At 25.2% G+C, this 26,240-nt stretch carries 35 protein-coding genes, 1 tRNA gene and 2 pseudogenes; 24 read left to right on the top strand and 14 right to left on the bottom strand.

Features of this window, described 5'->3' with window-relative positions; genetic code table 4:
• Positions 1-15: 15 nt before the first annotated feature.
• The 10 genes from ACQH23_RS08800 to ACQH23_RS08755 form a co-directional block, all read right to left on the bottom strand.
• On the bottom strand, positions 16-699 hold the full coding sequence (locus ACQH23_RS08800; protein WP_425378051.1) for a DDE-type integrase/transposase/recombinase: 684 nt from the start codon (positions 697-699) through the stop codon (positions 16-18).
• Positions 700-926: 227 nt separating this feature from the next.
• Positions 927-1,853, bottom strand: a complete 927-nt coding sequence (locus ACQH23_RS08795; RefSeq protein WP_425378050.1) for an IS30 family transposase — start codon at positions 1,851-1,853, stop codon at positions 927-929.
• 243 nt (positions 1,854-2,096) lie between these two features.
• Positions 2,097-2,630, bottom strand: a complete 534-nt coding sequence (locus ACQH23_RS08790; RefSeq protein ID WP_425378049.1) for a type IV secretion system DNA-binding domain-containing protein — start codon at positions 2,628-2,630, stop codon at positions 2,097-2,099.
• A gap of 227 nt (positions 2,631-2,857) precedes the next feature.
• A complete protein-coding gene (locus tag ACQH23_RS08785) occupies positions 2,858-3,061 on the bottom strand; it encodes a hypothetical protein (RefSeq protein WP_425378048.1) in 204 nt (67 codons plus the stop codon).
• A gap of 171 nt (positions 3,062-3,232) precedes the next feature.
• Positions 3,233-5,653 carry a hypothetical protein gene (locus ACQH23_RS08780; protein ID WP_425378047.1) on the bottom strand — a complete coding sequence of 807 codons (2,421 nt, stop codon included), beginning with the start codon at positions 5,651-5,653 and terminating at the stop codon, positions 3,233-3,235.
• Positions 5,654-5,938: 285 nt separating this feature from the next.
• Positions 5,939-6,211, bottom strand: coding sequence for a hypothetical protein (locus ACQH23_RS08775; RefSeq protein WP_425378046.1), 273 nt, complete (start codon positions 6,209-6,211; stop codon positions 5,939-5,941).
• A 28-nt stretch (positions 6,212-6,239) separates the two neighbouring features.
• Positions 6,240-6,797, bottom strand: coding sequence for a hypothetical protein (locus ACQH23_RS08770; RefSeq protein ID WP_425378045.1), 558 nt, complete (start codon positions 6,795-6,797; stop codon positions 6,240-6,242).
• Between the two features lie 741 nt (positions 6,798-7,538).
• On the bottom strand, positions 7,539-7,736 hold the full coding sequence (locus ACQH23_RS08765; RefSeq protein WP_425378044.1) for a hypothetical protein: 198 nt from the start codon (positions 7,734-7,736) through the stop codon (positions 7,539-7,541).
• 220 nt (positions 7,737-7,956) lie between these two features.
• Entirely contained in the window at positions 7,957-8,331 is a 375-nt protein-coding gene (locus ACQH23_RS08760) for a hypothetical protein (protein WP_425378043.1), read from the bottom strand.
• A gap of 129 nt (positions 8,332-8,460) precedes the next feature.
• Positions 8,461-9,030, bottom strand: a complete 570-nt coding sequence (locus ACQH23_RS08755; protein ID WP_425378042.1) for a transposase — start codon at positions 9,028-9,030, stop codon at positions 8,461-8,463.
• Between the two features lie 138 nt (positions 9,031-9,168).
• On the opposite strand from ACQH23_RS08755, the gene ACQH23_RS08750 reads away from it, so the two are divergent.
• The 4 genes from ACQH23_RS08750 (at position 9,169) to ACQH23_RS08735 (ending at position 11,174) form a co-directional block, all read left to right on the top strand.
• Entirely contained in the window at positions 9,169-9,579 is a 411-nt protein-coding gene (locus ACQH23_RS08750) for a UPF0236 family transposase-like protein (RefSeq protein ID WP_425378041.1), read from the top strand.
• Positions 9,580-9,619: 40 nt separating this feature from the next.
• Positions 9,620-9,901 (top strand): hypothetical protein, encoded by a 282-nt coding sequence (locus tag ACQH23_RS08745; RefSeq protein ID WP_425378040.1) that lies wholly within the window; start codon positions 9,620-9,622, stop codon positions 9,899-9,901.
• Between the two features lie 24 nt (positions 9,902-9,925).
• Positions 9,926-10,549 (top strand): UPF0236 family transposase-like protein, encoded by a 624-nt coding sequence (locus ACQH23_RS08740; RefSeq protein ID WP_425378039.1) that lies wholly within the window; start codon positions 9,926-9,928, stop codon positions 10,547-10,549.
• A 226-nt stretch (positions 10,550-10,775) separates the two neighbouring features.
• Positions 10,776-11,174 carry a hypothetical protein gene (locus ACQH23_RS08735; RefSeq protein ID WP_425378038.1) on the top strand — a complete coding sequence of 133 codons (399 nt, stop codon included), beginning with the start codon at positions 10,776-10,778 and terminating at the stop codon, positions 11,172-11,174.
• A gap of 513 nt (positions 11,175-11,687) precedes the next feature.
• Here the strand turns inward: ACQH23_RS08735 and ACQH23_RS08730 are convergent.
• Positions 11,688-11,927, bottom strand: coding sequence for a hypothetical protein (locus ACQH23_RS08730; RefSeq protein WP_338955090.1), 240 nt, complete (start codon positions 11,925-11,927; stop codon positions 11,688-11,690).
• A 280-nt stretch (positions 11,928-12,207) separates the two neighbouring features.
• Between ACQH23_RS08730 and ACQH23_RS08725 the strand changes: the two genes are divergently transcribed.
• From ACQH23_RS08725 to ACQH23_RS08660, 14 genes and pseudogenes are all read left to right on the top strand, one after another.
• A complete protein-coding gene (locus tag ACQH23_RS08725) occupies positions 12,208-12,375 on the top strand; it encodes a hypothetical protein (protein ID WP_425378037.1) in 168 nt (55 codons plus the stop codon).
• A 105-nt stretch (positions 12,376-12,480) separates the two neighbouring features.
• The gene (rpsD, locus tag ACQH23_RS08720) at positions 12,481-13,095 is read left to right on the top strand and encodes a 30S ribosomal protein S4 (protein WP_425378036.1); all 615 of its coding nucleotides are present in this window, start codon (positions 12,481-12,483) and stop codon (positions 13,093-13,095) included.
• Between the two features lie 1,054 nt (positions 13,096-14,149).
• Positions 14,150-14,938 carry an IS30 family transposase gene (locus tag ACQH23_RS08715; protein ID WP_425378035.1) on the top strand — a complete coding sequence of 263 codons (789 nt, stop codon included), beginning with the start codon at positions 14,150-14,152 and terminating at the stop codon, positions 14,936-14,938.
• 428 nt (positions 14,939-15,366) lie between these two features.
• Positions 15,367-16,071: an ECF transporter S component gene (locus ACQH23_RS08710; RefSeq protein ID WP_425378034.1), complete on the top strand. Its 705-nt coding sequence runs from the start codon at positions 15,367-15,369 to the stop codon at positions 16,069-16,071.
• Between the two features lie 59 nt (positions 16,072-16,130).
• Positions 16,131-16,207 (top strand) — tRNA-Arg (locus ACQH23_RS08705).
• A gap of 304 nt (positions 16,208-16,511) precedes the next feature.
• Positions 16,512-17,339, top strand: a pseudogene (locus ACQH23_RS08700) (IS5 family transposase).
• Between the two features lie 288 nt (positions 17,340-17,627).
• Positions 17,628-18,314 carry an IspD/TarI family cytidylyltransferase gene (locus tag ACQH23_RS08695; RefSeq protein WP_425378033.1) on the top strand — a complete coding sequence of 229 codons (687 nt, stop codon included), beginning with the start codon at positions 17,628-17,630 and terminating at the stop codon, positions 18,312-18,314.
• Positions 18,315-18,563: 249 nt separating this feature from the next.
• Entirely contained in the window at positions 18,564-19,010 is a 447-nt protein-coding gene (gene rpsF / locus ACQH23_RS08690; protein WP_425378032.1) for a 30S ribosomal protein S6, read from the top strand.
• A gap of 18 nt (positions 19,011-19,028) precedes the next feature.
• A complete protein-coding gene (locus tag ACQH23_RS08685) occupies positions 19,029-19,481 on the top strand; it encodes a single-stranded DNA-binding protein (protein ID WP_425378031.1) in 453 nt (150 codons plus the stop codon).
• Between the two features lie 18 nt (positions 19,482-19,499).
• Positions 19,500-19,724: a 30S ribosomal protein S18 gene (rpsR, locus tag ACQH23_RS08680; protein WP_425378030.1), complete on the top strand. Its 225-nt coding sequence runs from the start codon at positions 19,500-19,502 to the stop codon at positions 19,722-19,724.
• Between the two features lie 443 nt (positions 19,725-20,167).
• Entirely contained in the window at positions 20,168-20,317 is a 150-nt protein-coding gene (locus ACQH23_RS08675; protein ID WP_425378029.1) for a hypothetical protein, read from the top strand.
• A gap of 92 nt (positions 20,318-20,409) precedes the next feature.
• A complete protein-coding gene (locus ACQH23_RS08670) occupies positions 20,410-21,045 on the top strand; it encodes a lipoprotein (RefSeq protein ID WP_425378028.1) in 636 nt (211 codons plus the stop codon).
• Between the two features lie 59 nt (positions 21,046-21,104).
• A complete protein-coding gene (locus ACQH23_RS08665) occupies positions 21,105-21,626 on the top strand; it encodes a lipoprotein (protein ID WP_425378027.1) in 522 nt (173 codons plus the stop codon).
• Positions 21,627-21,735: 109 nt separating this feature from the next.
• Complete coding sequence (locus ACQH23_RS08660) at positions 21,736-21,876, top strand: hypothetical protein (protein WP_425378026.1); 141 nt, start codon at positions 21,736-21,738, stop codon at positions 21,874-21,876.
• 9 nt (positions 21,877-21,885) lie between these two features.
• Here the strand turns inward: ACQH23_RS08660 and ACQH23_RS08655 are convergent, their stop codons facing one another.
• Positions 21,886-22,068 carry a hypothetical protein gene (locus ACQH23_RS08655; RefSeq protein WP_425378025.1) on the bottom strand — a complete coding sequence of 61 codons (183 nt, stop codon included), beginning with the start codon at positions 22,066-22,068 and terminating at the stop codon, positions 21,886-21,888.
• Positions 22,069-22,169: 101 nt separating this feature from the next.
• Between ACQH23_RS08655 and ACQH23_RS08650 the strand changes: the two genes are divergently transcribed.
• The 5 genes and pseudogenes from ACQH23_RS08650 (at position 22,170) to ACQH23_RS08630 (ending at position 24,273) form a co-directional block, all read left to right on the top strand.
• A complete protein-coding gene (locus tag ACQH23_RS08650) occupies positions 22,170-22,433 on the top strand; it encodes a hypothetical protein (RefSeq protein WP_425378024.1) in 264 nt (87 codons plus the stop codon).
• Positions 22,400-22,672 (top strand): annotated as a pseudogene (locus ACQH23_RS08645) (hypothetical protein); the annotation flags it as partial. The gene ACQH23_RS08650 and the pseudogene ACQH23_RS08645, both read left to right, overlap by 34 nt.
• Before the next feature lie 261 nt (positions 22,673-22,933).
• Positions 22,934-23,116, top strand: a complete 183-nt coding sequence (locus ACQH23_RS08640; RefSeq protein WP_425377829.1) for a helix-turn-helix domain-containing protein — start codon at positions 22,934-22,936, stop codon at positions 23,114-23,116.
• A gap of 18 nt (positions 23,117-23,134) precedes the next feature.
• On the top strand, positions 23,135-23,884 hold the full coding sequence (locus ACQH23_RS08635) for an IS30 family transposase (protein WP_425379325.1): 750 nt from the start codon (positions 23,135-23,137) through the stop codon (positions 23,882-23,884).
• A 140-nt stretch (positions 23,885-24,024) separates the two neighbouring features.
• Entirely contained in the window at positions 24,025-24,273 is a 249-nt protein-coding gene (locus ACQH23_RS08630; RefSeq protein ID WP_425378023.1) for a helix-turn-helix domain-containing protein, read from the top strand.
• Between the two features lie 59 nt (positions 24,274-24,332).
• On the opposite strand, the gene ACQH23_RS08625 is transcribed toward ACQH23_RS08630, so the two are convergent.
• Positions 24,333-24,647 carry a hypothetical protein gene (locus ACQH23_RS08625; protein ID WP_425378022.1) on the bottom strand — a complete coding sequence of 105 codons (315 nt, stop codon included), beginning with the start codon at positions 24,645-24,647 and terminating at the stop codon, positions 24,333-24,335.
• Positions 24,648-25,016: 369 nt separating this feature from the next.
• Positions 25,017-25,226 (bottom strand): hypothetical protein, encoded by a 210-nt coding sequence (locus tag ACQH23_RS08620; RefSeq protein WP_425378021.1) that lies wholly within the window; start codon positions 25,224-25,226, stop codon positions 25,017-25,019.
• 149 nt (positions 25,227-25,375) lie between these two features.
• Between ACQH23_RS08620 and ACQH23_RS08615 the strand changes: the two genes are divergently transcribed.
• Positions 25,376-26,209 carry a Cof-type HAD-IIB family hydrolase gene (locus ACQH23_RS08615; RefSeq protein ID WP_425378020.1) on the top strand — a complete coding sequence of 278 codons (834 nt, stop codon included), beginning with the start codon at positions 25,376-25,378 and terminating at the stop codon, positions 26,207-26,209.
• Positions 26,210-26,240 lie beyond the last annotated feature (31 nt).

Below are 26,240 nucleotides of genomic sequence, written 5' to 3'. Positions count from 1 at the left end.
TATTAATAAAAAGGTTTACAAACTTTCATTTATTATATCTTTTTCTTTTTGGTTTGAATATCATTTATTTCATTTTTTAACATCATTAATATATTCATTATGAGATTTATAATTTTTATTATGGATTGTTCCTTTTTTAAGTAATGAATGAAAACTTTCAATAATAATGTTGTCTGCACAATGATAATTTTTACCCATTGAAATTATAATTTTGTTATCTAAACATTTACTATTATAATCTTTAGATGTATATTGATATCCGTGATCTGAATGAATTATTGTTTTATTTAGATCTTTTTTTATTTTTTTAATTTTATTAATTGCAGCATTTAAATTATCAATTACAAGTTTGTTATTATTAAATTTTGATCATTTTACATCAATAATTTCTTTAGTATATCCATCAATTATTGATGATTGATAATGTTTTTTACCATTTCAAATTAAATAAGTTACATCAGTAAATAAAATTGAAAATCTTTCTTTAATATCATTAAAATTACGATTTACTAAATCAGGATATTTAATTATATTTTTATTTCTATTTTGTTTTATTAATATTTTTCTACGCATACGCTTTACATATTCAGCTTGAATATTATTTTCTTTCATAATTCGTAATACTTTCTTAGCATTATAAACAATGCCATAATCTTCTTTTAAATATTTGGTAATTCGACGATAACCAAATTGTTTCAAATTTTCTTCATAGACTTTTACAATATTCTTTAATGGTTCACTATCCTTACCATTACTTGAATAATTTTTATATTTATCTCAATAACTACGCTTTAAATTTGTTACATCAAGTAATAAATTTAGTGGATATTTATTAATGTTTTCTTTGATAAAAAATACAATTTTTATTTTATTTAATTGCCAAATTGTAAAGTTAAGTGCAACTAAATTATTTTTCTAACCAAATATTAGATTGGCGAAAGATAATTTAGTATTTTTCTTGGTCTTTGGTTTAAAGACAATATAAATTTATGAACTGCATTTTTAGTAGTATTTGAAAAATTAAATTTTTTAGGAAATTTTTCTCTAATTAAACCATTAGTATTTTCATTAGTACCTCTTTGTCAGGGTGAATATGCATTAGCAAAATAAATTTTCACATTTAAATTTTTTTCAAGTTGTTGTCAATTAGCAAATTCTTTACCACGATCAAATTTTATAGTCTTAACAAGATTATTTGGAAGAATTGATAAATAATGGCTAATATTTTCGTTAATAACTTTAGTAGTTCTATTTTCAACTAATATTGCTAAAGTAAATCTTGATGTTCTTTCAACTAAAGTTATTAAACATGATTTACTTTTACCTCGTGATGATACTATGGTATCACCTTCTCAATGACCAAGAGTTACGCGATTATTAACATTAGCATTTCGTTCTTTAATTGATTTACCATTAAATTTACCCTGATTTTCTTGATATTTTCGTTTCTTACCTTTTCTTCTTAAATTTTTATTAGTAACTTTTTCAAGTAATCAAGAATAAATTCAATTGTAAATTGTTTTAAAACTAATAATTCATTCTTTATGAAAATTTTTAATTCTGCCATAAATTTGTTCGGGTGATCAACCTAATAATAATTTTTGTTGTACATATTTTACTAATTCTCTATTTTTAAACTTATGAAAATAAATATGTGATTGTTTTCTATTTTCTGCTTTATTTTGTGCAATTAATGAAAAATAATGATTATTATCTTTATTTCTATTAACTTCTCGAATAATAGTACTAATACTTCGATTAAGATTTTTAGCTATTTCACTAATTTTTATTTTAAACTTCAATTGATTCTCAATATAAATTCTTTCATCTATGCCAAGATGTTTATATCCCATATAAAAACTCCTTGCTTTATTTTTTCTAAAATAAACTTAGCATCATAAAATTTTTATATGAGATTTTTTGCAATTTTATTTACTTGCACTTACAAGTATAATTCAGCAATTAATGGATAATTAGCTATTATTTTTATTTTTTTAATAGACTTCTTGCGATACTAACAAAAACAAATATAATTACAAATTAAAAAAGTTAAATTAAACTTTAAAATAAGTATTTTTAAAAATTTTAATTGCTTTTTAAGCATAAATAACAAGGTATCGCAAGAAGTCTATTATATCAAGTAATAATAACAAATAATTATGATATAAATTTTGATAATATTGTTCAGAAAACTCAAACAACGACATCATCTTATCTGCTAAAATAACTTTATCTTTATTGGCAAATGGATTATATTCAGTTATTCCATTTATTTCTCAAATAAAGTCGTTGGGGTCAAGTTTTTTAACTTTGTTAATCAAATCAATATCCCCTTTCCCGTCAATAATAATTGTAGTTTCACGGAATTTAACTCTTAACTCTTTTACTATTTGTAATAGCGTTGTTGTTTTACCGCTCCCAGTTGTCCCTATAAGAAGTGTGTGTTGGTTTAAATTAGATTTTATTAAACCAATATCATTGTTTAATTTAACTAGGTTATTTTGTGGAATTTGGTTAAATTCTCGTGCTATTTTCTTTTCTTTTTTCTTTTGTTCGTAAGTAAATATATCAAAGTGTCTCCATTTTTGATAACCAATAAAACCAGTAAAAATAAATATAATTATTGCCACAATAATTGTTGAAATTTTTAAGGAGATATCTTTTGCAAAAGCTTTTGCAAAATTGTTTCCAGTAACTTCTTTTAGTTTTATTACGGCATAAGCAAGGGCAACAATTATGTTAATTAAAGTAATAAAAAAGATGAAAGCTAAAATAATTGAAAAAGATAGCAAAACTATTTTTTCAAATTTATTAAGTTTTTTAAATCATTGTTTTATTTTATTTATAAATTTAGTTCCTAACTAAAAGCTTCTTGTTCAATTTCATTTGCAAAAATATTTAACAACATTCGCTTATTAGTACCAATGGAAAATAAACATGTTCCAGTTGGTGAACTAGCAATTGTTGATTTTTGATATTCATTTAACCTACCACTCGCTGAAATTAAATTATCATAATCTTGTAAATCACTTTTTGTTGCTAACAACATCATATTTATCACCCCCATTTATTTCTTTATCTAATTTCTTTTTCTTTTTAATATCACTAATGCCCTCGCAAAAACCACTTATACACCCTAAAATAAACAATATTTTCCTTAATAACCATAGTGTTGGTTTTCAAAAAATAAACGCCAGAATAATAACGGCAAAAAATATTGTTCAGTTCGTATTTATTTTCCGCCTTTTCGTTTGGCTTCTTCTTCGGCTTCATCCTTTTTCATTTGAGCGATGTCTTTTGCGGTTTTTTCAGCAAACGCTTTCGCTTTTTTCTTGCGGATTGGTTCTAAAATATAAGGAGTAACCACAAACTTTTTAAATAATCAACCAAGCAGTAGTAATCCTGATAAAGAACCAATAACAATACCAATAATTGCTCATCCCGTTAATCCTTTTTTGTTATTGTTTGGTGGGTTGCTGTTTCCAATTTGTAATGTGAAACTATTTGAGTTTTCTGAACCATATTTAACAACAATATTAACTTTGTCGTTTGGTTTAAATTCACTTTTGTTTATTTCAAACCCCACCTTGTTTACATCATAATTGCTTGTATTTACCCCATCAATTTTTATGTCATTTGCACTTGGAATTTCAGTTTTTAACTGCTCAATAACTTGCTCTTTTGTCAATGATTCTTTGGAAGCAAGTTTATCATTAGCTTTAAATCAAGCAGCAGTAGCGTCGGCAAATTGACTATCATTTGCTTGTTTAATTCATGATTTGCTTTCTTCAAATAATTTGTTTAGTTGTATAGCACTATACTCACGAATGCCATCGTGTCCATTTGCTTTCGCTCATAGTTCAAATTGTTTACCATTATCTGTATCAAAATAGTTTGTGATTGTTTGTTTTGGTGCAATTTGTAAATATATGTTGTTTGTGTGACCTAAGTTGTCATAAAGTTCAACAACATATTTACCATCCTTTGTTGCTAACTGAGAACCACCAAGTTTAATCCCACTTGTTGGGTTAATCGCGTTTGATTGTGATGTTTTATTTCATTGCTCATCACAACCATACACCACCCCTGTTACAACACGTTTTACCATAGTGATTTTACTTTCACTATTTGCATAGTAGAATGTATTAACTGGGTTTGTGATACTGTTTTTATCAATTTGGCCAACATAATCACCATCAACTTGTGTTGATGGTGATGTTGGTTTTAAATCAATTTTTAAATCAACCACTGTTGCGGGTACAACATTGTATTTAACAACAACGGAACCTTGATAACTTTTGCTGTCTTTTTTAGCAGTTAAAGTTGTCGAATGCATATCTTTTTTCTCAATTACAATTTGGGAAAAATCAACTTGACGAGAATTTTTCTGTGTAATTGCAGAGATAATAGTTCCGTTGTTGTTGTCTAAGATACTGCCTAAGTTATTCTCATCACTAAATTTAATCACATCACTTAAATTTTCTTGTTTACTTGGTGTTGGCGGATCAATTTTAGCCTGCATAGAGACCGTAATTTCAATAATATATTGTTTACCATCCAAAGTAAAAAATACTTGTAAATTATGGTCTTTTTCGCTAGTCTCGGGTTTAACATTGATATTTCATTGTTTATTTGTTTGACTTTGTTGAACATTATCAAATAAAACTTTATCAATGTTTGGGTTAGCAATATCAATATTTAATTCCCCATCAACAGTAAGTAAGTCAGGGAGAGTTCAAGTTTGCGTTTTGGTTCTATCAACTAGATTAAACTTACTTTGTTCCTTTATTCAAGATAAAGCAGTTTGCAAAATACTAAAATTAAAAAAAACAGAACCAAGGTAGACATTATCTTCACTATCAATCGCAAGGGAAGTAACACTACTTATACCATCACTTTTAGTTGAGTTTTTATCACCGTGTTTCAACACATAGACAAAGCCACCTGACCCACTTAGGACATAGTAAATATTGTCTTTACTATCAATTTTAAGAGTTCTAATTTTTTGACTTATACCATTAATTTTTGTTGGGGTGTCTGACCCCACAGACAATTTAAAAGTGCCATTGGTATCATTATCAACAAAATAAATATTGTCTTTTGTATCAACAACAATATTATTTACTGAATTAGGTATTATATCAATTTTACTTGCTGTTGGGTCACCGTGTTTCAATAAATATGTTCCCTCCATATTAGCTTTAATAAAGTAAAGATTGTCTTTTGTATCAACAGCTAGCGAATACATATCATAACTTATACCATCAATTTTGGTTGGAGTGTCTGACCCAACGGTTAATTTATATAAGCCCTTATTTGTAGCAATGTAAATATTGTCTTTTGTATCAACAGCTAGCGATTGAATATTATCTTTAATTCCATTTATTGGAGTTGGGGTTGTTCTTCCATGTTTCAACACAAATAACTTATCACGGGTAACAAAATAAATATTGTCTTTACTATCTAGTGCAGGATAAAAAATACTCTTCCCAATTCCACTAATTTTCTTTAATTGTAAATAATCACTATTTGAGTTAGATGTCAATGTACTAATATCGCGTTTTGTTTGTTCTAGTGTTGTATTGGCAAGCAATGGCGTCGGAACGATCGTTGCTAACATTGATATAGTTAATAAACTTAATAATTTTATCATTTTTGTTTATTTCCTTTCTTTTATTAAATGTTTTTGTTGTTTCAAATTTCGTAGGTGTGTTGGGCTAACTCAGTGAATTTTTCCTCCGTTAACAAGTCATTCCCGCGAATTAATTAGTTTGGTTTTGAAACGGTCGGGCGACTTTCTTGTTCGTTCAAATTCAACATAAATTTCACTATAATCACTTTTTGTGATAATTAAATCAGAATAAGCATTCAAATTGCCGTTTTCCATTTTGAGTTCGCGTTCAGTTTGATATGAAATTATATCGTTTTGTGCAACAAGTTATTTGATTAACATATCTTGGTGATCGAGTTCATAACAGTTTATTTTAATACTTTTTTTATGTTCACGACCAGCAAACGTATTTCCTTTATGACTTAATAAATAAATATTCCGATGGGTATGCTTATCAATTTTTATCAATCCTTTTTTATGTAATGTTTTTAAAAGTTCTTCGGTTGCTCGTTTCTTCTTATTAACCAACAAAGCAATTTGTTCTGTGTTTAAATATCCCCAACGATTTATCATAATTAATATTTTTTCTTGTTCTCCCATTATTACGCCAACTCCTTACTAATCATTTTTATTTGTATTTAATTTCTCCTTCTAAGTTAATTAATAATGTTGATTTACAAAAATCAATTACCTCTATCATATTTAATTGTTTAGGTTTCAATTTCCCTGTTTTATTTAAACTCATAAACTTATTTTTATACCAGTATAGTAAATTTTGATATTTTTCATTATTAAAATAATATTCTCTTATTTTATACTCTTTAAAAAATTCAAAAACTATATCATACCAACTTAAATTTATATTATATGGCATAAATTCTTTTAATTCTCACTGCAAACAACATTCTAAAAGCAAAAAGAAATCTGTTTTAATAGGACTAAATTTACTTTTTTCAGCATAAAATTTATGAAAAGAATTAACATAATTTCTTCTTTTTTTCATTTCAATAAATCATTTTTGAAAAGATAAATTAAAATAATTACGTCCTAAGTTTAAAAATGGTTGCATTGCACTATTATTTTTGTTCATATTTAAACAAAAATCATACATCCCAAATTCCTTTCGCAATGCCGTTAAACTTAAATTAGGAGTATATTTATATAATTCATATGGAATAATTCTCATTAATTAATCTCCTTATTCGTATAGGGTGGGGTTTTTTCTTTTTTTGGTTCTCTTTTTTCTTTTAAGGGCTTGAACAAAAAGAAAAAACTACCTCTGCGGAACACAACATTAAGCAAATATATTACATGTTTTTAAAAACATCAATTATGCATAAATTAATTATATAATGTTTTTTAATTTTGTCGAAAACTCTTGATAAAATAGAAAAAATCATCAATATGACAATTTGAAAACGAATTTGGTGGAAGATTATTATTGTCAATATCTAGCAAAAATTTCGAAAAATTATTTAATTGATAATGTTTGTAATGTATATTGATTATTTCAAGGATGATTTGGTTTTGGTTTATGTGCTTTAGATTTGGGAACTTTGTTTTCAATATTTTTAATAGGAACCGGAATGTATTCTAATAAATTCTATATTTGATTGTTATATTTTAAATATAATGTTTCATCAAATGCTTTAATTACTGTAATTTTTGTTTTTGAATTAAAGACTTTTAACTTTTTATTATTATAAGCCATATATTTTTTATTGTTATAACTAATTGATGAACCATTGTCTGTTTGTCGCGTTGAAGTGATTGATAAAAATAAATTAATTTTGTCATTATTAGGAGCGTCAACAAAGATAGAATTGTTATAATCAATAGGAATGGCAAATTGTTTATTGAATTTGGTTATAAATTCTTTTAAGAATGTATTTGCTTCTTCAATAGTGGTTACTCCTGCGAGAATTAATTAATTTTTCAAGCGATCTTGTAGAGTGCTTCATAAACGTTCAATTCGCCCCTTTGCTTGGGGAATTGAAGTAGTTATGATTTCGACACTTAATTCATCACAGCATCGTCTGAATTGAGTAAAGGTGTCTTTTTCTTCGGTTTTATCACTACTTTTTTGGTATGTAAAGATTGTTCGTTTATCGGTATAAAATGTCATGGGAATTCCATAATTTCGTAAAATTTGATGTAAAACATTATAATAACCTTGTAATGTTTATTGATAAGAAAAATATAATCCAACAACCGTATTTGTTGTATCATCAATTGCGCCATGTAAAAATCATTTTGGACCATTTGGTCCTAATCAATGATGTTCACTGGCATCAGCTTGTAATAGTTCGCCGAAACATTTTAGATGTTCTCTTAAAGGGTGGGTTTTATCTTTTTTCTTTATTTTTTTGCTTTCGAGGTGTTTTAATTTGATTTAAGGACATTAATTTGTATAAAACTGAATATGAAATGTTTATTCCTTCATTTTCGATTAATTTTTCTTTGAAATGAGTAAAATTAAAGCCAATATATTTAGTTTTATATAAATTTATAATCTTTTCACAAATTTGTGGATTTGTTTTATTGTGAGCTATCCTTCCACGAGAATGGTGAGCAAATGATTGACTATTTTGTGGATCATAAAGTTTTATAAGTTGTTCAATGCGACGAATTGATAAGTGTAAAATATTTGCAGCTCTTTGCTTTGATATTTTATTGTTAATAATTTTTTCAATTGTTTTGTATTTATGTTGTTCTTTCATTGTTAGTTTTCTTTCCATTGTTATCACCATTTTTAATTTTAAATGGTTGCGAAATTTTTGCTAGATAACTATTACGAAATTATCACAAGATAAGGACATATGGAAGATTATTATTGTTCTTTAACTTTTTTAGATGTTAAAATATAATACCGTTGCTTGTTGGTTTGGTGTTAAATCTTTGTGTTGGTATTTTCATTTTCAGAGATTTAAATAATTTTGAATGTTAGTAAAACCTAAACCATGATAATGAATTAAGGCTTCTTTAAGACTTGCTTGTAATTTACTAATTTTATTTAATTTTCGATAACTGGCATCAGGATTTGTCCTAGTTTTAGTGGCATATAAAGTAGAACTTGTTTGTTTTGCTACTAATAAATATAATGGTTGCATATCAGAAATAATAATGGAATTTTTGTTAATTAATTTTGTATTCATATTTTCAATAATTCACTGTTTTTGTAATCGTTTGGTATTAGTGGATTGAACAAAAATATTATTATTAGTATCAACCGCCATTTGAATACAACATTTAGTGTTATTGTAAAATGGATCAAGATGAGTTTTTCGTTTATCAAATTTATCTTTAAAATTACCTTTATGGATTTCTTTAATAAATGTTTCATCGATTTGTATTTGGCCATTTAATTTTTTAAATTTTAATTGAGTATTTTCTAATTGTTTTGATGATTGCGTTGCCAAAGTTGGGGAAAATAAAAAAGAAAGTTTTCAGTATAATTAAGTTTGAAAAAAATTAGAAAGAAAACTATCCTATGAATATTATAACTAGAATCCAAGAGTTTTTAAACGAAAATAATAACTCTTTTATTGATTTAATTAATGAAATTATCCCCAATATCCCTATTACAGCACTTATTAAACAATGAAATTAGTTCTGAAGCTTGAATACTATTTAAAAATATTTTTGAATATATTGATAACTATATTTTTAATAAGGACTGACGCAAAGCACGTTATATTACAAAAGGATTTTATCAACGAACTTTGGTTTTTCGTAATGGTGAAGTTACTTTTAAACGACGAAAATATATCTTAAAACCAGAATTTCAAGGGGCAAAAAAACCAAAAACAGTCTTTTTACTTGATGTTCAATTAGGGATTGAAAGTTATCAGCGACTTGATTATGATTTTTCGTTAGAAATAATCAGCAAATTAGGCATAAATTTTAGTTATCAAGATATTTGTAATATGTATCGGAATGCTAACATAACAAAAAAAAACAATTTTTAACCTTATTAAACGGTTTGATATTAAACATTTGTTAGAACTAATGCTATATGAACCAGATACAAAACTAAAACATGATGGGGTTATTTATATTGAAACCGATGAAGCATATCGCAATGCCATTAGTTATCAAATCAAAAAACGATTAAAAATTAAGAAAAGAATCCGTTTAACCGTCTTTCATACTGGTTATAAAGATCCTAAAACAATACGAAAAACAATGCATAATGTCAAATTTCTAGTAACAATGACTAATGAAGTTAAAAAAATTAACTCTAAAAAATACTGACAAGGAATTAAAGAATTTATTAACTTAAATTATTAATCACCCGAGACAGCTAAAATTATTGTGCTTGGTGATGGTGCACAATATATTTCAACGGTTGAAAAACACATCAATGTTGAATTTATCATTGATCGTTTCCATGTTATTAAAAAAATTAAAGATTGTCTCCGTGGTCCACGATATTATAAACGTTATTTATTTAATAAAATTAGAAAAGCAATTCTAAAATTAAACTGAAACAAGGTTACAAAATACCTTGAATGAGCTTATCAGCTTGTTAAAACCGAAGAAGCGAAAGGAAAGTTACAAGAAATATCTAATTATTTAAGAACATACTATGGAGCAATTCAAAAATGAGAATATCAAGAAAATATTGGTTGTCGCATTGAAAGTTATATTGCTCGAATTATTAAAGTAATGTTTCGTTCAAAACCAAAAATATTTAATGAAAAAACGATTTACAAAGTAATGTTATTAAAACAATTGACAGCTAATGGGATTAATCCCTTTCAAGAACTAACAGAAATTAAAAATCTTCAAGTAAAAAATGAACAAATTACTTGAAGATGAATATTTAAAAAGATGAATAATCCAGAAGTTAAACAATATAACTTACCAATATTCACCGCTTATACATTATCAAATACTAAAACTCTTTTAAAGAAAATAGTTTATAATTATTATTAGAACTTAATGCTTAAAACTTTTCCCCAACATTTTACACGCTACCTGTTTTGATTGCATTAATTTTTGACGATTATATCAAGCTGTTTTGGGTGCAGTCTAGTGCAGTCTCAGTCTACAGTCTATTTTTTATGTCGTGCCTTTTTATATTTATCCGTTTAAAGTGAAATAACTTTGTTTTGCGAAGAAAAAATGAGCGAAGCGAGTTTTTTGGGGGTAGCGTGTAAAAATGAAAGAATTTAATCCAAAAACAGCAAGTTTACGAACATTTTATCGTAAAATAGAGCAGTTTTGACGTGATAAATCAACTAATATCCCCTATACTTTGAATGATTTAACCAATAAATTAAATCTTTCTCGCCATTGAAGACAAGAAATTTATCGGAGCGATAAAATAGTTGCTTTACTTGAAAAACAAGTTGATAAAATAGAAAGTGAACTTATTAAACAAATGGTTAAAACGTCAGAAGGTACTAGGTTATATTGACAGCGTGCATTTAATTATAAATATTCACTACAAGAAAAAGAACTTGAAAAAGAATTAAACTTAAATAATCAACAACCAATAATTGTTAATTTACAAACGGATATTAGAGATATTAAAAAAGAAACTGAAAATAATGCTTAATCATTTTACTTATTTATTAGCCAAATTGTAAAGTTAAGTGCAACTAAATTATTTTTCTAACCAAATATTCGATTGGCGAAAGATAATTTAGTTGCACTTAACTTTACAATTTGGCATTATTAGATAATAGACAGTTGTTTTTTATTGTTTACGCCAGAGAATTCTCTCTCTTCATCCGCACTATTTCAAGTCAAAACGTTCAGTTTTTAAAATAAATTCACTTGCACCTTGAAGAGCCAAGTGCTGGCTTTGTGGTTTTTAAACCGCTGCCATCCTCGATGGGACAATATCTATCGCAAATTTATTTATAAAGTGGCCATCTCTATCTTTATTGTCGTTTGATGTTGATCTTGCACTTATCACGACTATCGCTTAGTTCTAATAAACCAGCGCCGATTTACATATTTCCTCATACACTATTTCAGTACTTGCCTCGGCTGGCTGTGGGAATGAGATTAAACTCATGTTCTTATGGAAGCACTTAGTTATTTAAAATAACCGTCCCACACTGCATTAAGTTGTTTTATAAAATCAAAGTTTAAAATAACCAGTTTCTCAATCAAAGATAATTTTTGAATTTTCTATTTTTTGATAAAATCGCTTTTGTTTCTTATCTTTTGTACGATTTAATAAATCTTTGTGTTTATCACAAGTTCATAAAACTTTATTTGATAAAAATTCTTCGGTAATGAATGATATTGATTTATAGCAATTATCAACATCACATATTGTTTGTTGCGTATTAATTTCCATTACTTAATCCTTTCTTTGATATTAAGTTTTTTTATTTATTAGCCAAATTAATTAACTAAAACAGAGAAAGGACAACACCTTAAATTAGGATAAAAAAACAGGTACACTTTGTAAAGATTTCTAAGATATTTAATAAATGTGTAATACAACTTTTTTCGTTAACTTAAAGTTGTGATAAAAAGTTTCTATTTTAAGAATTTAAGATGCTGCCCTTTCTCTGAATTAATTAATAATTATGGGTTTACAAATAAAAAAAACAACCCTTTTTATTTAACAAGAGTTGTTTTTTGGAGGTTCATCGTACACGATGCCATATCAAGAGTTTTCTACAAAATTAAAGAAAATATTGAATTATCTTGGATTTTATTATACAATAATTCGTAGACAACACAGAGAAGCAGCAGAATTGCATAGTAATGTTCTTAGTTTTTTATTAATTACTATTTAATGTTAAAGTAACCCTAGCTGTTAGGATGAATCAAAAAACTTCCTTTATTAGAGCAATTCAATGAATCTTTTTGTATGTCATAATGATATATAGGAGGTTTTTTTAATGGCACGTTATCGTGGAAGTATATTTAAAAAAGCAAGAAGATACGGTTTTAGTATCTTAGAAAACGACAAAGAGTTTTCAAAAGGGAAGAAAAGAACAACGGCTCCTGGTCAACATGGACAACGTCGTACAAAATTATCAAACTATGGGTTTCAATTACATGAAAAACAAAAAGTTTGTTATATGTATGGATTAACAGAACGTCAATTCCGTAATACTTACAGTAAATCAAAAAAAATGAAAGGAATTACCGGAACAAACTTCTTAATTATGTTAGAATCACGCTTAGATAACATTGTTCACCGTATGGGTCTATCGCAAACAAGAGCCGGAGCTCGTCAATTAGTTAACCATGCTCATATTCTTGTTAATTGTAAAAAAGTTGATATTCCATCATACAATTGTAAACCAGGTGATGTTATTAGTGTTAAAGAAAGTTCACAAAAAAATGTTAAAATTTTAGAAAGTTTAGATAGTCAAGTTAGCACATTAGAATTTGTTAAATTTGATAAAACTAAAATGACTGGAACATATGTTCGTTCCCCTCTTCGTGAAGAACTAAATAGTAATATTAATGAAGCTTTAATTGTTGAATGATACAACCGTTTAGTATAAAAAACATCTCATTTGAGATGTTTTTTATTTTTTGTATATTGTAAATTCAAATGACACACTTTATGAAAAATAATGCACAGTTTTAGATAACTGAGAATTTTAATTAAAAAATGCTACCACTTCATTATGAAATGAAAGCATTTTTTAATTAAAATTCTCAGTTATCTAAAACTGTGCATTATTTTTTTAACATTATTTTTTATATATAATTTTAAGATATGTTTATCAAAAATATTTAATTTAATATATTTATATTGTTTGTTTAATTTAATATATTTATATTGTTTGTTTAATTTAATATATTTATATTGTTTGTTTAATTTAATATATTTATATTGTTTGTTTAATTTAATATATTTATATTGTTTGTTTAATTTAATATATTTATATTGTTTGTTTAATTTAATATATTTATATTGTTTGTTTAATTTAATATATTTATATTGTTTGTTTAATTTAATATATTTATATTGTTTGTTTATGATAGAGATTGAAATAAATATATTATTAATACTTTTTTACTTACTTTTACTCTAATTTATTTATTAACAAATATATTAATTTTGTTATTAACTAATTATTTATGAGAGAGAGTGAGAGAAATATTAATATTTTATTTTTTATCTCTTTATCTCTCTGTCTTTTAAATAAATATATTAAATATATAGTAAAAATAAATTTTGGCACATTTAAAATATGAAAAATAGTAAAAATTGGCACACTGAAAAATACTATTAAGTTTTCAAAGATCGTATATTAAATATTAATTTTTTAATAAATAATTAAGTGTGCCAATAGAAATTAATATAAATGGAACAGAGAAAAGACAACACCTTAAATTAGGAGAAAAAACAGGTACATTTTTTATAAATACTTCTAAGATATTTAATAAATGTTCAAACAACTTAAAGAGGACATCAAAAAGTTGCTATAAAGTTTTTTATTTTGCTGAATTATACTTGTAAGTGCAAGTAAATAAAATTGCAAAAAATCTCATATAAAAATTTTATGATGCTAAGTTTATTTTAGAAAAAATAAAGCAAGGAGTTTTTATGTGGAATATAAACATCTTGGCATAGATGAAAGAATTTATATTGAGAATCAATTGAAGTTTAAAATAAAAATTAGTGAAATAGCTAAAAATCTTAATCGAAGTATTAGTACTATTATTCGAGAAGTTAATAGAAATAAAGATAATAATCATTATTTTTCATTAATTGCACAAAATAAAGCAGAAAATAGAAAACAATCACATATTTATTTTCATAAGTTTAAAAATAGAGAATTAGTAAAATATGTACAACAAAAATTATTATTAGGTTGATCACCCGAACAAATTTATGGCAGAATTAAAAATTTTCATAAAGAATGAATTATTAGTTTTAAAACAATTTACAATTGAATTTATTCTGGATTACTTGAAAAAGTTACTAATAAAAATTTAAGAAGAAAAGGTAAGAAACGAAAATATCAAGAAAATCGGGGTAAATTTAATGGTAAATCAATTAAAGAACGAAATGCTAATGTTAATAATCGCGTAACTCTTGGTCATTGAGAAGGTGATACCGTAGTATCATCACAAGGTAAAAGTAAATCATGTTTAATAACTTTAGTTGAAAGAACATCAAGATTTACTTTAGCAATATTAGTTGAAAATAGAACTACTAAAGTTATTAACGAAAATATTATCCATTATTTATCAATTATTCCAAATAATCTTGTTAAGACTATAACATTTGATCGTGGTAAAGAATTTGCTAATTGACAACAACTTGAAAAAAATTTAAATGTGAAAATTTATTTTGTTAATGCATATTCACCCTGACAAAGAGGTACTAATTAAAATACTAATGGTTTAATTAGATAAAAATTTCCTAAAAAATTTAATTTTTCAAATACTACTAAAAATGCAGTTCATAAATTTATATTGTCTTTAAACCAAAGACCAAGAAAAATACTAAATTATCTTTCGCCAATCGAATATTTGGTTAGAAAAATAATTTAGTTGCACTTAACTTTACAATTTGGCTTTTATAAATAAGATGCCGTCTTTTCTCTGTTTCAATTAAATTAATCTATAATTATGGTTTTATAAATAAATAAACCATTTACTAAAATGGTTTATTATTCTTATTCAATTTCTAAGTTTTTTCAAAACCCTTCTTTTTTCCATGCGACCGATTTTTATTTTATCAAGAGTTTTCTACAAAATTAAAGAAATTTTACTTTGTTATATTTTAAAAATAATTTATAATTAAGTAAGGTGATAATATGCAAACAAAATTAAAAAATTTATTATACTTAAATACAAAAAGAATTGCAGCAATGGCAATTGTTGTTGCTTTGTATGTGTTATTGTCATGACTAAGTAAAGTATTAAATTTAGCAGTTTTTCCAGTTGTGCCATTTTTAAAAATTGAATTAACTGATTTTTTAATGTTATTAGCTGTTCGTTTGTTTGGTATTATTTATGCTTCTTTTTTAACAATTAGTGTGAGTTGATTACGAATGATTTATTTGGGGGATAGTACAATTGATACATTTGCTCTAATGTTAGCAGATTTAATCTTTTTATTTATTTTTTGATTAGGAGATATCTTTGTTCGCGGGGGGATTAATCGTTTGATTAAAAATGGTGCTTCAAAGAAAATTGATTATTTAATTACAACAATTAATGTTACTATCGCAACAATTGTGGTGTCATTTTTAATGACTTTATTTAATTTATTATTTATTTATGATATGTATGCTCATTTCTTGCATTTTCCAAGTGAGACAGTGCAATGATTTAAAAGTATTTTAGTTCCAGTAGTTATTCCTTTTAATTTATTGAAATTTAGTTTTAATAGTGTTGTTTTTATTGCAATTTATCGGGCAGTAATCCATCTTCAAAACCAATTTGTTATTACAAGATCAACAAAAAAAACAAAAGAAGAATTACATGATTACAATATTACTGATGAAATTTATTTTTAAAAAAGCAAACTTATTTTCTTGAAAATAGAATTTAATTTGTGTTATTATTCTTATGGTATGCCCACGTAGCTCAGTAGGAGAGAGCATGCGCCTTCTAAGCGTAGGGTCGGGAGTTCGAATCTCTCCGTGGGTGCCATTTTTTAAATTGTAATTAAGTTATAAAATATTATTTAAGTCTTTAAATAAGATTTTATTTTCCTGAATTGTAAAATTAAAATTAAATGGGACAGTTAAACAAATAAAAATATTGTGTTAAAATCCAAATTTAAAAAAGGAGAAATAACACAACGTATCAAAAAAACAATTGAAAAATTAATTTCAATTCAACAATATCAAAATTTTAATTATTAGACTTCTTGCGATACCGGCTTTTCTTATTAAGAATATTTATATAAAATATAATTAAAAATAAAAAATATAAATTAGGCGGGTATAAAACTATGAAAAATGATAACTTTAAATTTCTTAATGATAAAGAATTATTACGATTAAAAGGAATAAAAAAAATACTTTTAATAAAATGTTAGATATTTTAAAAGAAGCCGAGTTAAAAAAATTAAAAAAGGCGGAAAAGCTAATAAATTATCATTAGAAAATCGTTTATTAATGACTTTATCATATTGAAGAGAATACCGCACTTATTTTCATCTTGGCAAAATTTTTGGCATTAGTGAGATTAATTGTTATCGTAATATCAAATGAATTAAAAACACTTTAATTAAACACCCTGACTTTCAACAACTTGCTGGGCAAAAAACATTAATAAATAAATATTTTAATGATAAAACAATTATTATTGATGCAACCGAAACAGCAATCCAACGCCCAAAAAAAGACAAAAAAAATACTATTCCGGAAAAAAGAAAAAGCATACTATCAAAACACAAATAATCATCGAAAAAGAAAGCAAAACTATTATTGCAACAAATTTTGCTTGTGGTAAAACCGATGATTTTTGTTTATTTAAAGAAGCAAAAATACCGCTTTTAAAAGCTAGCAAAGTAATAGTTGATACAGGTTATCAAGGCTTGCAAAAAATGCATCGGAATGTTTTGATTCCGCATAAAAAAACAAAGCAAAAACCTTTAAATAACTAACAAAAACAGCATAATAAACTAATTTCACAAATGAGAATCGTTATTGAAAATGTTTTTGCTATCCTTAAAAAATTTAAAATTATTACTGAAAAATATCGCAATCGTAGAAAAAGATTTGCTTTAAGATTTAATTTAATTGCTTCAATCTATAATTTTCAATTGTTATTATAAATAAGACAAGAAGTTGAATGAAAATTAACTTTAAATAATAAAATCATTTTTTGTTGTGTCAAAATAAAGCATCGATTATAAAGACTATAAGAATTAAATTAATAAGAGGTATAAATTCCTTTTGCAATGTTTCTTTTAACTGAGATATATAAATAAAAATTTTTCTAGATTATTATTAATATATAAAGTTAGGAGAAACATTGCAAATGAAAGTTTGTAAACCTTTTTATTAATACTTACTAAACAGGGTGCAGTCTAGTTTTGCCGCTTCATCGTACATGATACAAAATGAAAAATTATACTGTAATTATTGTTGCGGCAGGAAGATCATCCCGGTTTAATCAAAAGGATAACAAGTTATTATATCAAATTAATCATGATAAAACGATTATTGAACAAACATTAATGTTATTTTTAAGTGACCCATTTTGTACTGAAATTATTGTGGGAGTTAGTGAGGAAATTCTGTTTTTTTTATTGCAAAAGAATTACCAAACAAAAAAATTACAATTTGTGATGGGTGGTAAGGAACGGGTTGATACAATTTATCAATGTTTAATTAATCATAAAATTACTAATGATACAATAATGATTCATGATGGCGTTCGCTGTTTTACTAGTTTAGCTTTTATCAATAAGTTAAATCAAACTTTTAATCACGAAAATTATGAAGTTCTAATTCCAATAGTTCCAATTACTGAAACGTTTAAAAAAGTTAAAAATAATTTGGTTGAAAAAACATTACCACGAGAAGAATATTTTATAATTCAAACACCACAAATTTTTAAAACCCAGTTATTATCTGTCGTTTATCACGAGTATTTTCAAACGAAAAATACGATAACAATTTATGATGACAGTTATTTGGTTGAGTTATTTTCACCAAAAACAAAAATTCATACAATTTATGGTGAAAAACAAAACATTAAAATAACTTATCCGGATGATTTAAAATTATTAAAATTAGTGAAATAACTCTTACAATTATCGTTAATATACGGTATAATTAATGGCGAGTTAATAATGCTTGAATGAATAGGCTTCTTGCGATACTAACAAAAATAAAAAAATTACAAATAAAAAAAATTAAATTAAACTTTAAAATAAGTATTTTTAAAAATTTTAATTGCTTTTTAAGCATAAATAATAAGATACCGCAAGAAGTCTAATAATTATTAGCTCCTTGTCCGCATAGGACCTAGACCAAAAGAAGGAAAAAATAAAGTGCGTAAATATGAAGTTATGTATATATTAAATTCTGAAGCAACTAATTTAGATGAGTTAGAAAATAAATTACATCAAATTTTAGAAGCTAATGGAGGAAAAATTGAAGAACACGGTAAATGAGGAATTAAGGACTTATCATATCCTATTAAAAAGAAAAAAAAGGGATATTATGAAGTATTAATTGTTAATACAACATCAGAGAACATTGATGAATTTGTTCGAATTAGTCATATTGAACAAGATGTTTTACGAATCTTAGTAATTAATACCGAAAAAGAAAAAGGTTATATTCAATCAACTGTTTATGCAAAAACAGAAGTTAAGAATGATAAACCAGACAGTGATCGTAAACCAGGAAATAAAAGACCAGATTACAAACGTCATGAACAACGTTCAAAGGGTGAAGATCCAAAAGCACATAAACCAACTGAAACAAAAGAATAAGAGGAGTGAACAAAAGTTATGTTGAATCGAGTTTCATTAGTAGGAAGGCTAACACGTGATTTAGAATTAAAAAATTCTGTTAATAATAAACCATTTGTTGCTTTTACATTAGCAGTAAATAATAATTTTAACAATCAAACCTCATTTATTCCATGCTTTGCTTGGAATAAAACAGCTGAAAATATGTCCCGTTATTTAAAAAAAGGATCATTAATCGCTTTGGATGGACGTTTGCAAACTAGAACGGATAATACTAGTGGCCAAATGATAACAATTGTGCAAGTAATCACTGATATTGTTTCATTCTTAGATTCAAGAGGAACTACAATTGGTACTGACGGTGAGGGAGCGCCAATGCCAAATACTAATGATTTTAATAGCACAACTTTTGATCAACAATTGCAACCACAAGATGATAGTAATAATAATAGTATTAGTTTTGATGGTGATGATGCAATTTTATGAGATTAAAAGGAAAGGAAAACAAGAATGAATCCAAAATTTAAACGTTTTAAAAAACAATGTTATTTTACTAAAAATAAAATAAAATATATTGACTATAAAGATATTGAGTTATTAAAAAAATTCATTTCTGGTAATGGTCAAATTTTACCAAAACGACTTACAGGAACAACAGCTAAAAATCAAAGAATGTTAGCAACAGCAATTAAAAGAGCTCGTCAAATGGCGTTATTACCATTTGTTATTGATTAAAAAAATACTTACTTTCTTTAATTTTGTCGAAAACTCTTGATATTTATAAAATATACCTAATTTTAGGTATATTTTATAAATATCAAGAGTTTTCGACAAAATTAAAGATATCTATTGACATTATATATATATATATATATATATATAATGTCAATAGATATTGATAAAATTTTCAAGATTAAGAAAAGGAGAAAAACAAGTATGAAAAAATTATTCAGTTTATTAAGTGTATTAACTATTGGTGGAACTGCTGTACCAACAACAGTTGCTGTCAGTTCTTATAAAAAAGAAGAACAAAAAAGTAGTAACGTATTTTAAAAATGAAAAAATGATATAAATTTTTATAGCATGATGAATTAAAATTAAAATTATCATCAGATGCTGCTTTTAAAATTATTTATCAATTTGAACCAGATAGCAAAGCATATTTTTTAAATCAAACTATGGTATTAATATCTAATTTACCAAAATCAGATCATAGTGGTTCTGGCGGTTATATAAGTAAAGAAGATATAAAAATAATGGCAAATTTCATTTGAGAACATTTTTCTCAATTTCATGAAATTTGAAAAAATTTAAAACAAGAACAATAAATTATTATTAAAACAAATACTATTGGATATTGAGATAGTGAAAATCAAAATAATAGTATTTATATTAATTAAAGAAAGAAGATTAAATAAATATGAAAAAATTAATAAGTATTTTAGGAGCATTTACTATTACAAGTAGTGCTATACCTACTGTAATTGCCGCTGCACCATATCAATCAGAAGAAACAATATTAAAACGCAATAAAAGATGAGGCGAAGTTCAATGAATTCAAATTGCACAAGAATGACGCAATGCTGAGTTAGCATATCAAAGAGCGGGTGAAAATTTTCAAAGAAATCAAAATCACAAAGCTTTTAGTAAAGCTGAACAACGTTTTTTAGAAGCTCAACGATTATTTAATAATTCAAAAAATAAATGACAACAAGGATTAACACAATGAGCAAATCAAATAGCTCAAGAACGTAGTCAACAATGATGAAATAACAATAATAGTTCACAAGCTCATAATAATGAAAGACAGTGAGTGCATAATAAAATAAATAACTTAAATAATAAATTAGGTATATCAGTAAATTTAAATAAGGTTGATCAATTATTACAACAAAAATGAAATAAAAGAAATAAGCGAGAAATACAAAATTGTGGACCGTCTACTGGTGTTGTTGCTGCAGGTTTTGGTATAGGTGGAATTTTTAATCCTTTTTTTGCTGCTATGAGTGCAATTTTAGGTTTAGTTTCTGCTATGTGCTTTTTGGATCTTTTTTAATAATATTTATAGAAATAAATAACTGATTTATTTCTATTTTTTAATTAATAAGAGTATATATGAAAAAAATATTAAGTTTTTTAGGAACAATCACTTTAATTGGAACAATTACAACAAGCTTGGTTGCTTGTGATAAAACACAAGAATATACATCCGAAGAATTAGCAGAATTAAAAGAAAAGAATAAAATAGATACAACAAATCAAGAAATCAAAGACAATTTAGAATGAATAGCACCAAAAGAAAAACCATTTAATGAAATTGGAAATAATAAATATTATTTTATTGTATGAAAAGGTTTAAAATCAGATAAATGAACATTAAAAAAATATAAAGATGTTGGCTTAGCCAAAGATAATACTCTAATAGATACATCATATAATAATGCAAAACTTCATAGAGTGAGTCATGATTTACAAACTATTGCAGAAAGAGAATACAGTAGCTGATGTACGCCTTTCGGTTTTAATTATAAAGATGATGGAACTCATTTTAAATCAGTTTATCGTTGAAATTTATATACACAAAAACCCGATTTAGTTTTAGATGATAAAGGAAATATAAAAGTTAAGGATGAATAAAAAATAGGGATAAAACCCTATTTTTGAAATGTTTCTTTTAACTGAGATATATAAATAAAAATTTTTCTAGATTATTATTAATATATAAAGTTAGGAGAAACATTTTTATATGGCTAAAGGTAAAATAAAAGGGTCTAAAGATCATTCTTTTGAATTTAAAGAAAAAATTGTTAATGAATATTCAATTAACAATAAATCTTATAGTGAAATAGCAAAAGGAATAGACTGCACCCCGTTTAGTAAGTATTAATAAAAAGGTTTACAAACTTTTATTCATTATATCTTTTTCTTTTTGATTTGAATATCATTTATTTCATTTTTTAACATCATTAATATATTCATTATGAGATTTATAATTTTTATTATGGATTGTTCCTTTTTTAAGTAATGAATGAAAACTTTCAATAATAATGTTGTCTGCACAATGATAATTTTTACCCATTGAAATTATAATTTTGTTATCTAAACATTTTAGACTGCACCCAAAAAAGTAAGTAAAGAAAAAAAGTCTTTGCTAAACTTTTAAAGGAGGTGCATTTTTATATGGCAAGAAAAGGACAAAAATTTAATAAATATACAGCAGATTTTCGAAAAAGGATAGGACAAGAAGTTAAAAATAATAGTATAAGTTTTATTGCAAAAAAATATGCAATTAATAAAAAAACTGTTGCTTCATGGTATGAAAATTTTAAGAAAAGAATTTTAAACACCAATAAAGGTCCAAAAGAATCATTTGAAAAAAGAGATTTAAACTATTACAAAGTTAGGTATGAATTACTAAAAAAGCTTCATGACTTTTACAATTAAATAAGAGAAAAATTGTATTTTTTATCAAAGAAAACCTTAATAAATATCCACTAAATTTATTACTTGATATAACAGATTTAAAGCGTAGTTATTGAGATAAATATAAAAATTATTCAAGTAATGGTAAGGATAGTGAACCATTAAAGAATATTGTAAAAGTCTATGAAGAAAATTTAAAACAATTTGGTTATCGTCGAATTACCAAATATTTAAAAGAAGATTATGGCATTGTTTATAATGCTAAGAAAGTATTACGAATTATGAAAGAAAATAATATTCAAGCTGAATATGTAAAGCGTATGCGTAGAAAAATATTGATAAAACAAAATAGAAATAAAAATATCATTAAAATTACGATTTACTAAATCAGGATATTTAATTATATTTTTATTTGCTGAATTATACTTGTAAGTGCAAGTAAATAAAATTGCAAAAAATCTCATATAAAAATTTTATGATGCTAAGTTTATTTTAGAAAAAATAAAGCAAGGATTTTTTATATGGGATATAAACATCTTGGCATAGATGAAAGAATTTATATTGAGAATCAATTGAAGTTTAAAATAAAAATTAGTGAAATAGCTAAAAATCTTAATCGAAGTATTAGTACTATTATTCGAGAAGTTAATAGAAATAAAGATAATAATCATTATTTTTCATTAATTGCACAAAATAAAGCATAAAATAGAAAACAATCACATATTTATTTTCATAAGTTTAAAAATAGAGAATTAGTAAAATATGTACAACAAAAATTATTATTAGGTTGATCACCCGAACAAATTTATGGCAGAATTAAAAATTTTCATAAAGAATGAATTATTAGTTTTAAAACAATTTACAATTGAATTTATTCTGGATTACTTGAAAAAGTTACTAATAAAAATTTAAGAAGAAAAGGTAAGAAACGAAAATATCAAGAAAATCGGGGTAAATTTAATGGTAAATCAATTAAAGAACGAAATGCTAATGTTAATAATCGCGTAACTCTTGGTCATTGAGAAGGTGATACCGTAGTATCATCACGAGGTAAAAGTAAATCATGTTTAATAACTTTAGTTGAAAGAACATCAAGATTTACTTTAGCAATATTAGTTGAAAATAGAACTACTAAAGTTATTAACGAAAATATTAGCCATTATTTATCAATTCTTCCAAATAATCTTGTTAAGACTATAACATTTGATCGTGGTAAAGAATTTGCTAATTGACAACAACTTGAAAAAAATTTAAATGTGAAAATTTATTTTGCTAATGCATATTCACCCTGACAAAGAGGTACTAATGAAAATACTAATGGTTTAATTAGAGAAAAATTTCCTAAAAAATTTAATTTTTCAAATACTACTAAAAATGCAGTTCATAAATTTATATTGTCTTTAAACCAAAGACCAAGAAAAATACTAAATTATCTTTCGCCAATCGAATATTTGGTTAGAAAAATAATTTAGTTGCACTTAACTTTACAATTTGGCAAAAATAAAAAATATAAATTAGGAAGGTATAAAACTATGAAAAAGGATAACTTTAAATTTCTTAATGATAAAGAATTATTACGATTAACAGGAATAAAAAAAATACTTTTAATAAAATGTTAGATATTTTAAAAGAAACCGAGTTAAAAAAATTTAAAAAAGGCGGAAAAGCTAATAAATTATCATTAGAAAATCGTTTATTAATGACTTTATCATATTGAAGAGAATACCGCACTTATTTTCATCTTGGCAAAAGTTTTGGCATTAGTGTTTTAATTTTGTCGAAAACTCTTGATAAAATAAAAAAAATCATCAATATGACAATTTGAAAACGAATTTGGTGGAAGATTATTATTGTTCTTTAACTTTTTTAGATGTTAAAATATAATACCGTTGCTTGTTGGTTTGGTGTTAAACCTTTGTGTTAGTATTTTCATTTTCAGAGATTTAAATAATTTTGAATGTTAGTAAAACCTAAACCATGATAATGAACCAAGGCTTCTTTAAGACTTGCTTGTAATTTACTAATTTTATTTAATTTTCGATAACTGGCATCAGGATTTGTCCTAGTTTTAGTGGCATATAAAGTAGAACTTGTTTGTTTTGCTACTAATAAATATAATGGTTGCATATCAGAAATAATAATGGAATTTTTGTTAATTAATTTTGTATTCATATTTTCAATAATTCACTGTTTTTGTAATCGTTTGGTATTAGTAAATATTATTATTAGTATCAACCGCCATTTGAATACAACATTTAGTGTTAGTGGAAAATGGATCAAGATGAGTTTTTCGTTTATCAAATTTATATTTAAAATTACCTTTATGGATTTCTTTAATAAATGTTTCATCACTTTTATTTGGCCATTTAATTTTTTAAATTTTAATTGAGTATTTTCTAATTGTTTTGATTGCATTAATTTTTGACGATTATATCAAGCTGTTTTGGGTGTTGTTTTAATAAAACGGAAAATTACTTTACTAGATTGTCCTAACAATGAAATTTGAATTAATAAATTTCATTGTTCATAATTTAAATGACTTCAATAAGTAAAATGATGACGAAAAGCATCAAAACTAGCCCGACATTTTTTGCATAAATATTTTTATTTTCCTTCGGGATTATGGCCATTTTTAACACAATGATAAGATTTGCAATTAGGGTATTTAATACCTTTATCTCTAAATTTTTGATCAATTTCATTTAAGCGTTTTTGTTTTTTGATTAATTCTGCTTCTTTTTTAACTTTTTCATAAAATTCTAAAAATTGATCATTTGTTAAACTATTTATTAATTCTGCAAGTGTTTTTTCCATCAATTATTTACCTCTCTTTATATTAAAAATATACCTAATTTTAGATATATTTTATAAATATCAAGAGTTTTCGACAAAATTAAAGTAAAAATTAAAGAAAACTCTTGATAAAATAGATTAAAATTATGTTATATAGGAGAAAAGTGATTATGACAGATATTAAATTAATTGCTGTTGATTTGGACGGAACAGCTTTGAATTCAACTGGTGAAATGTCTCCGCGTACTTTGCGGATTTTAAAAGAATTGATTAGCAAAGATATTAAGTTAGTAATTGCTACTGGCCGACCATTATATCAAAGTAAAGATATTGCAGAAAAATTAGGATTAATTGATGATAATGATTTTACAGTTAGTTTAAATGGTTCAGTTGTAACAAATAATGCAACAAAAGAACTTTTATTTTGTGATTTTTTGAATCAACAATTATTACGAGAAATTTATTTGGATGTTATTAACTTTGATTTAGAAACCTTAATTATGTTTGATGCTGATCATTCGTCGTTTAATAAGATGTTATTGCATTGTAAAGGGTTCAAAGATAAAATAACCAAAAATTATTTAGCAACTTTTGCTGAAGCTAAAGATGAAGTAACGGCTTGTCTATATTCTACTAATTTTGATATTAATGTTAATAAGATTTATATTAGTAGCTATACTTCTGATGTGAATCGTTTTGTAGCGAAATGAAAAGGAAAGATTGAAATTTCACAAGAAATTCGTGGTGATCGCTCGTCGTTAGAAATTACTAGTCGCCAAATTAATAAAGCAACGGGAATTGCCAAGATTTGTGAAAAATATCAATTAACAACCAAGAATGTTTTAGCGTTTGGAAATGAACATAATGATGTGGCGATGTTACAGTGATCGGGCATTGGCGTAGCAATGGAAAATGCTCCGACCGATGTTAAAGCAATTGCTGATTTAGTGACCGATGATAATGACCATGATGGAATTGCGAAGGTAATTGAAAAATTATTTTAAATTAGGATAGTAATTCAGCAGTTTAGAAATC

Origin of the sequence: Spiroplasma endosymbiont of Polydrusus pterygomalis, from assembly GCF_964030635.1 — a bacterium.
Lineage (GTDB): Bacteria > Bacillota_I > Bacilli_A > Mycoplasmatales > Mycoplasmataceae > Spiroplasma.
Note: the sequence above shows the minus strand (reverse complement) of the source record. Positions and strands in the feature narration are given on the sequence as shown.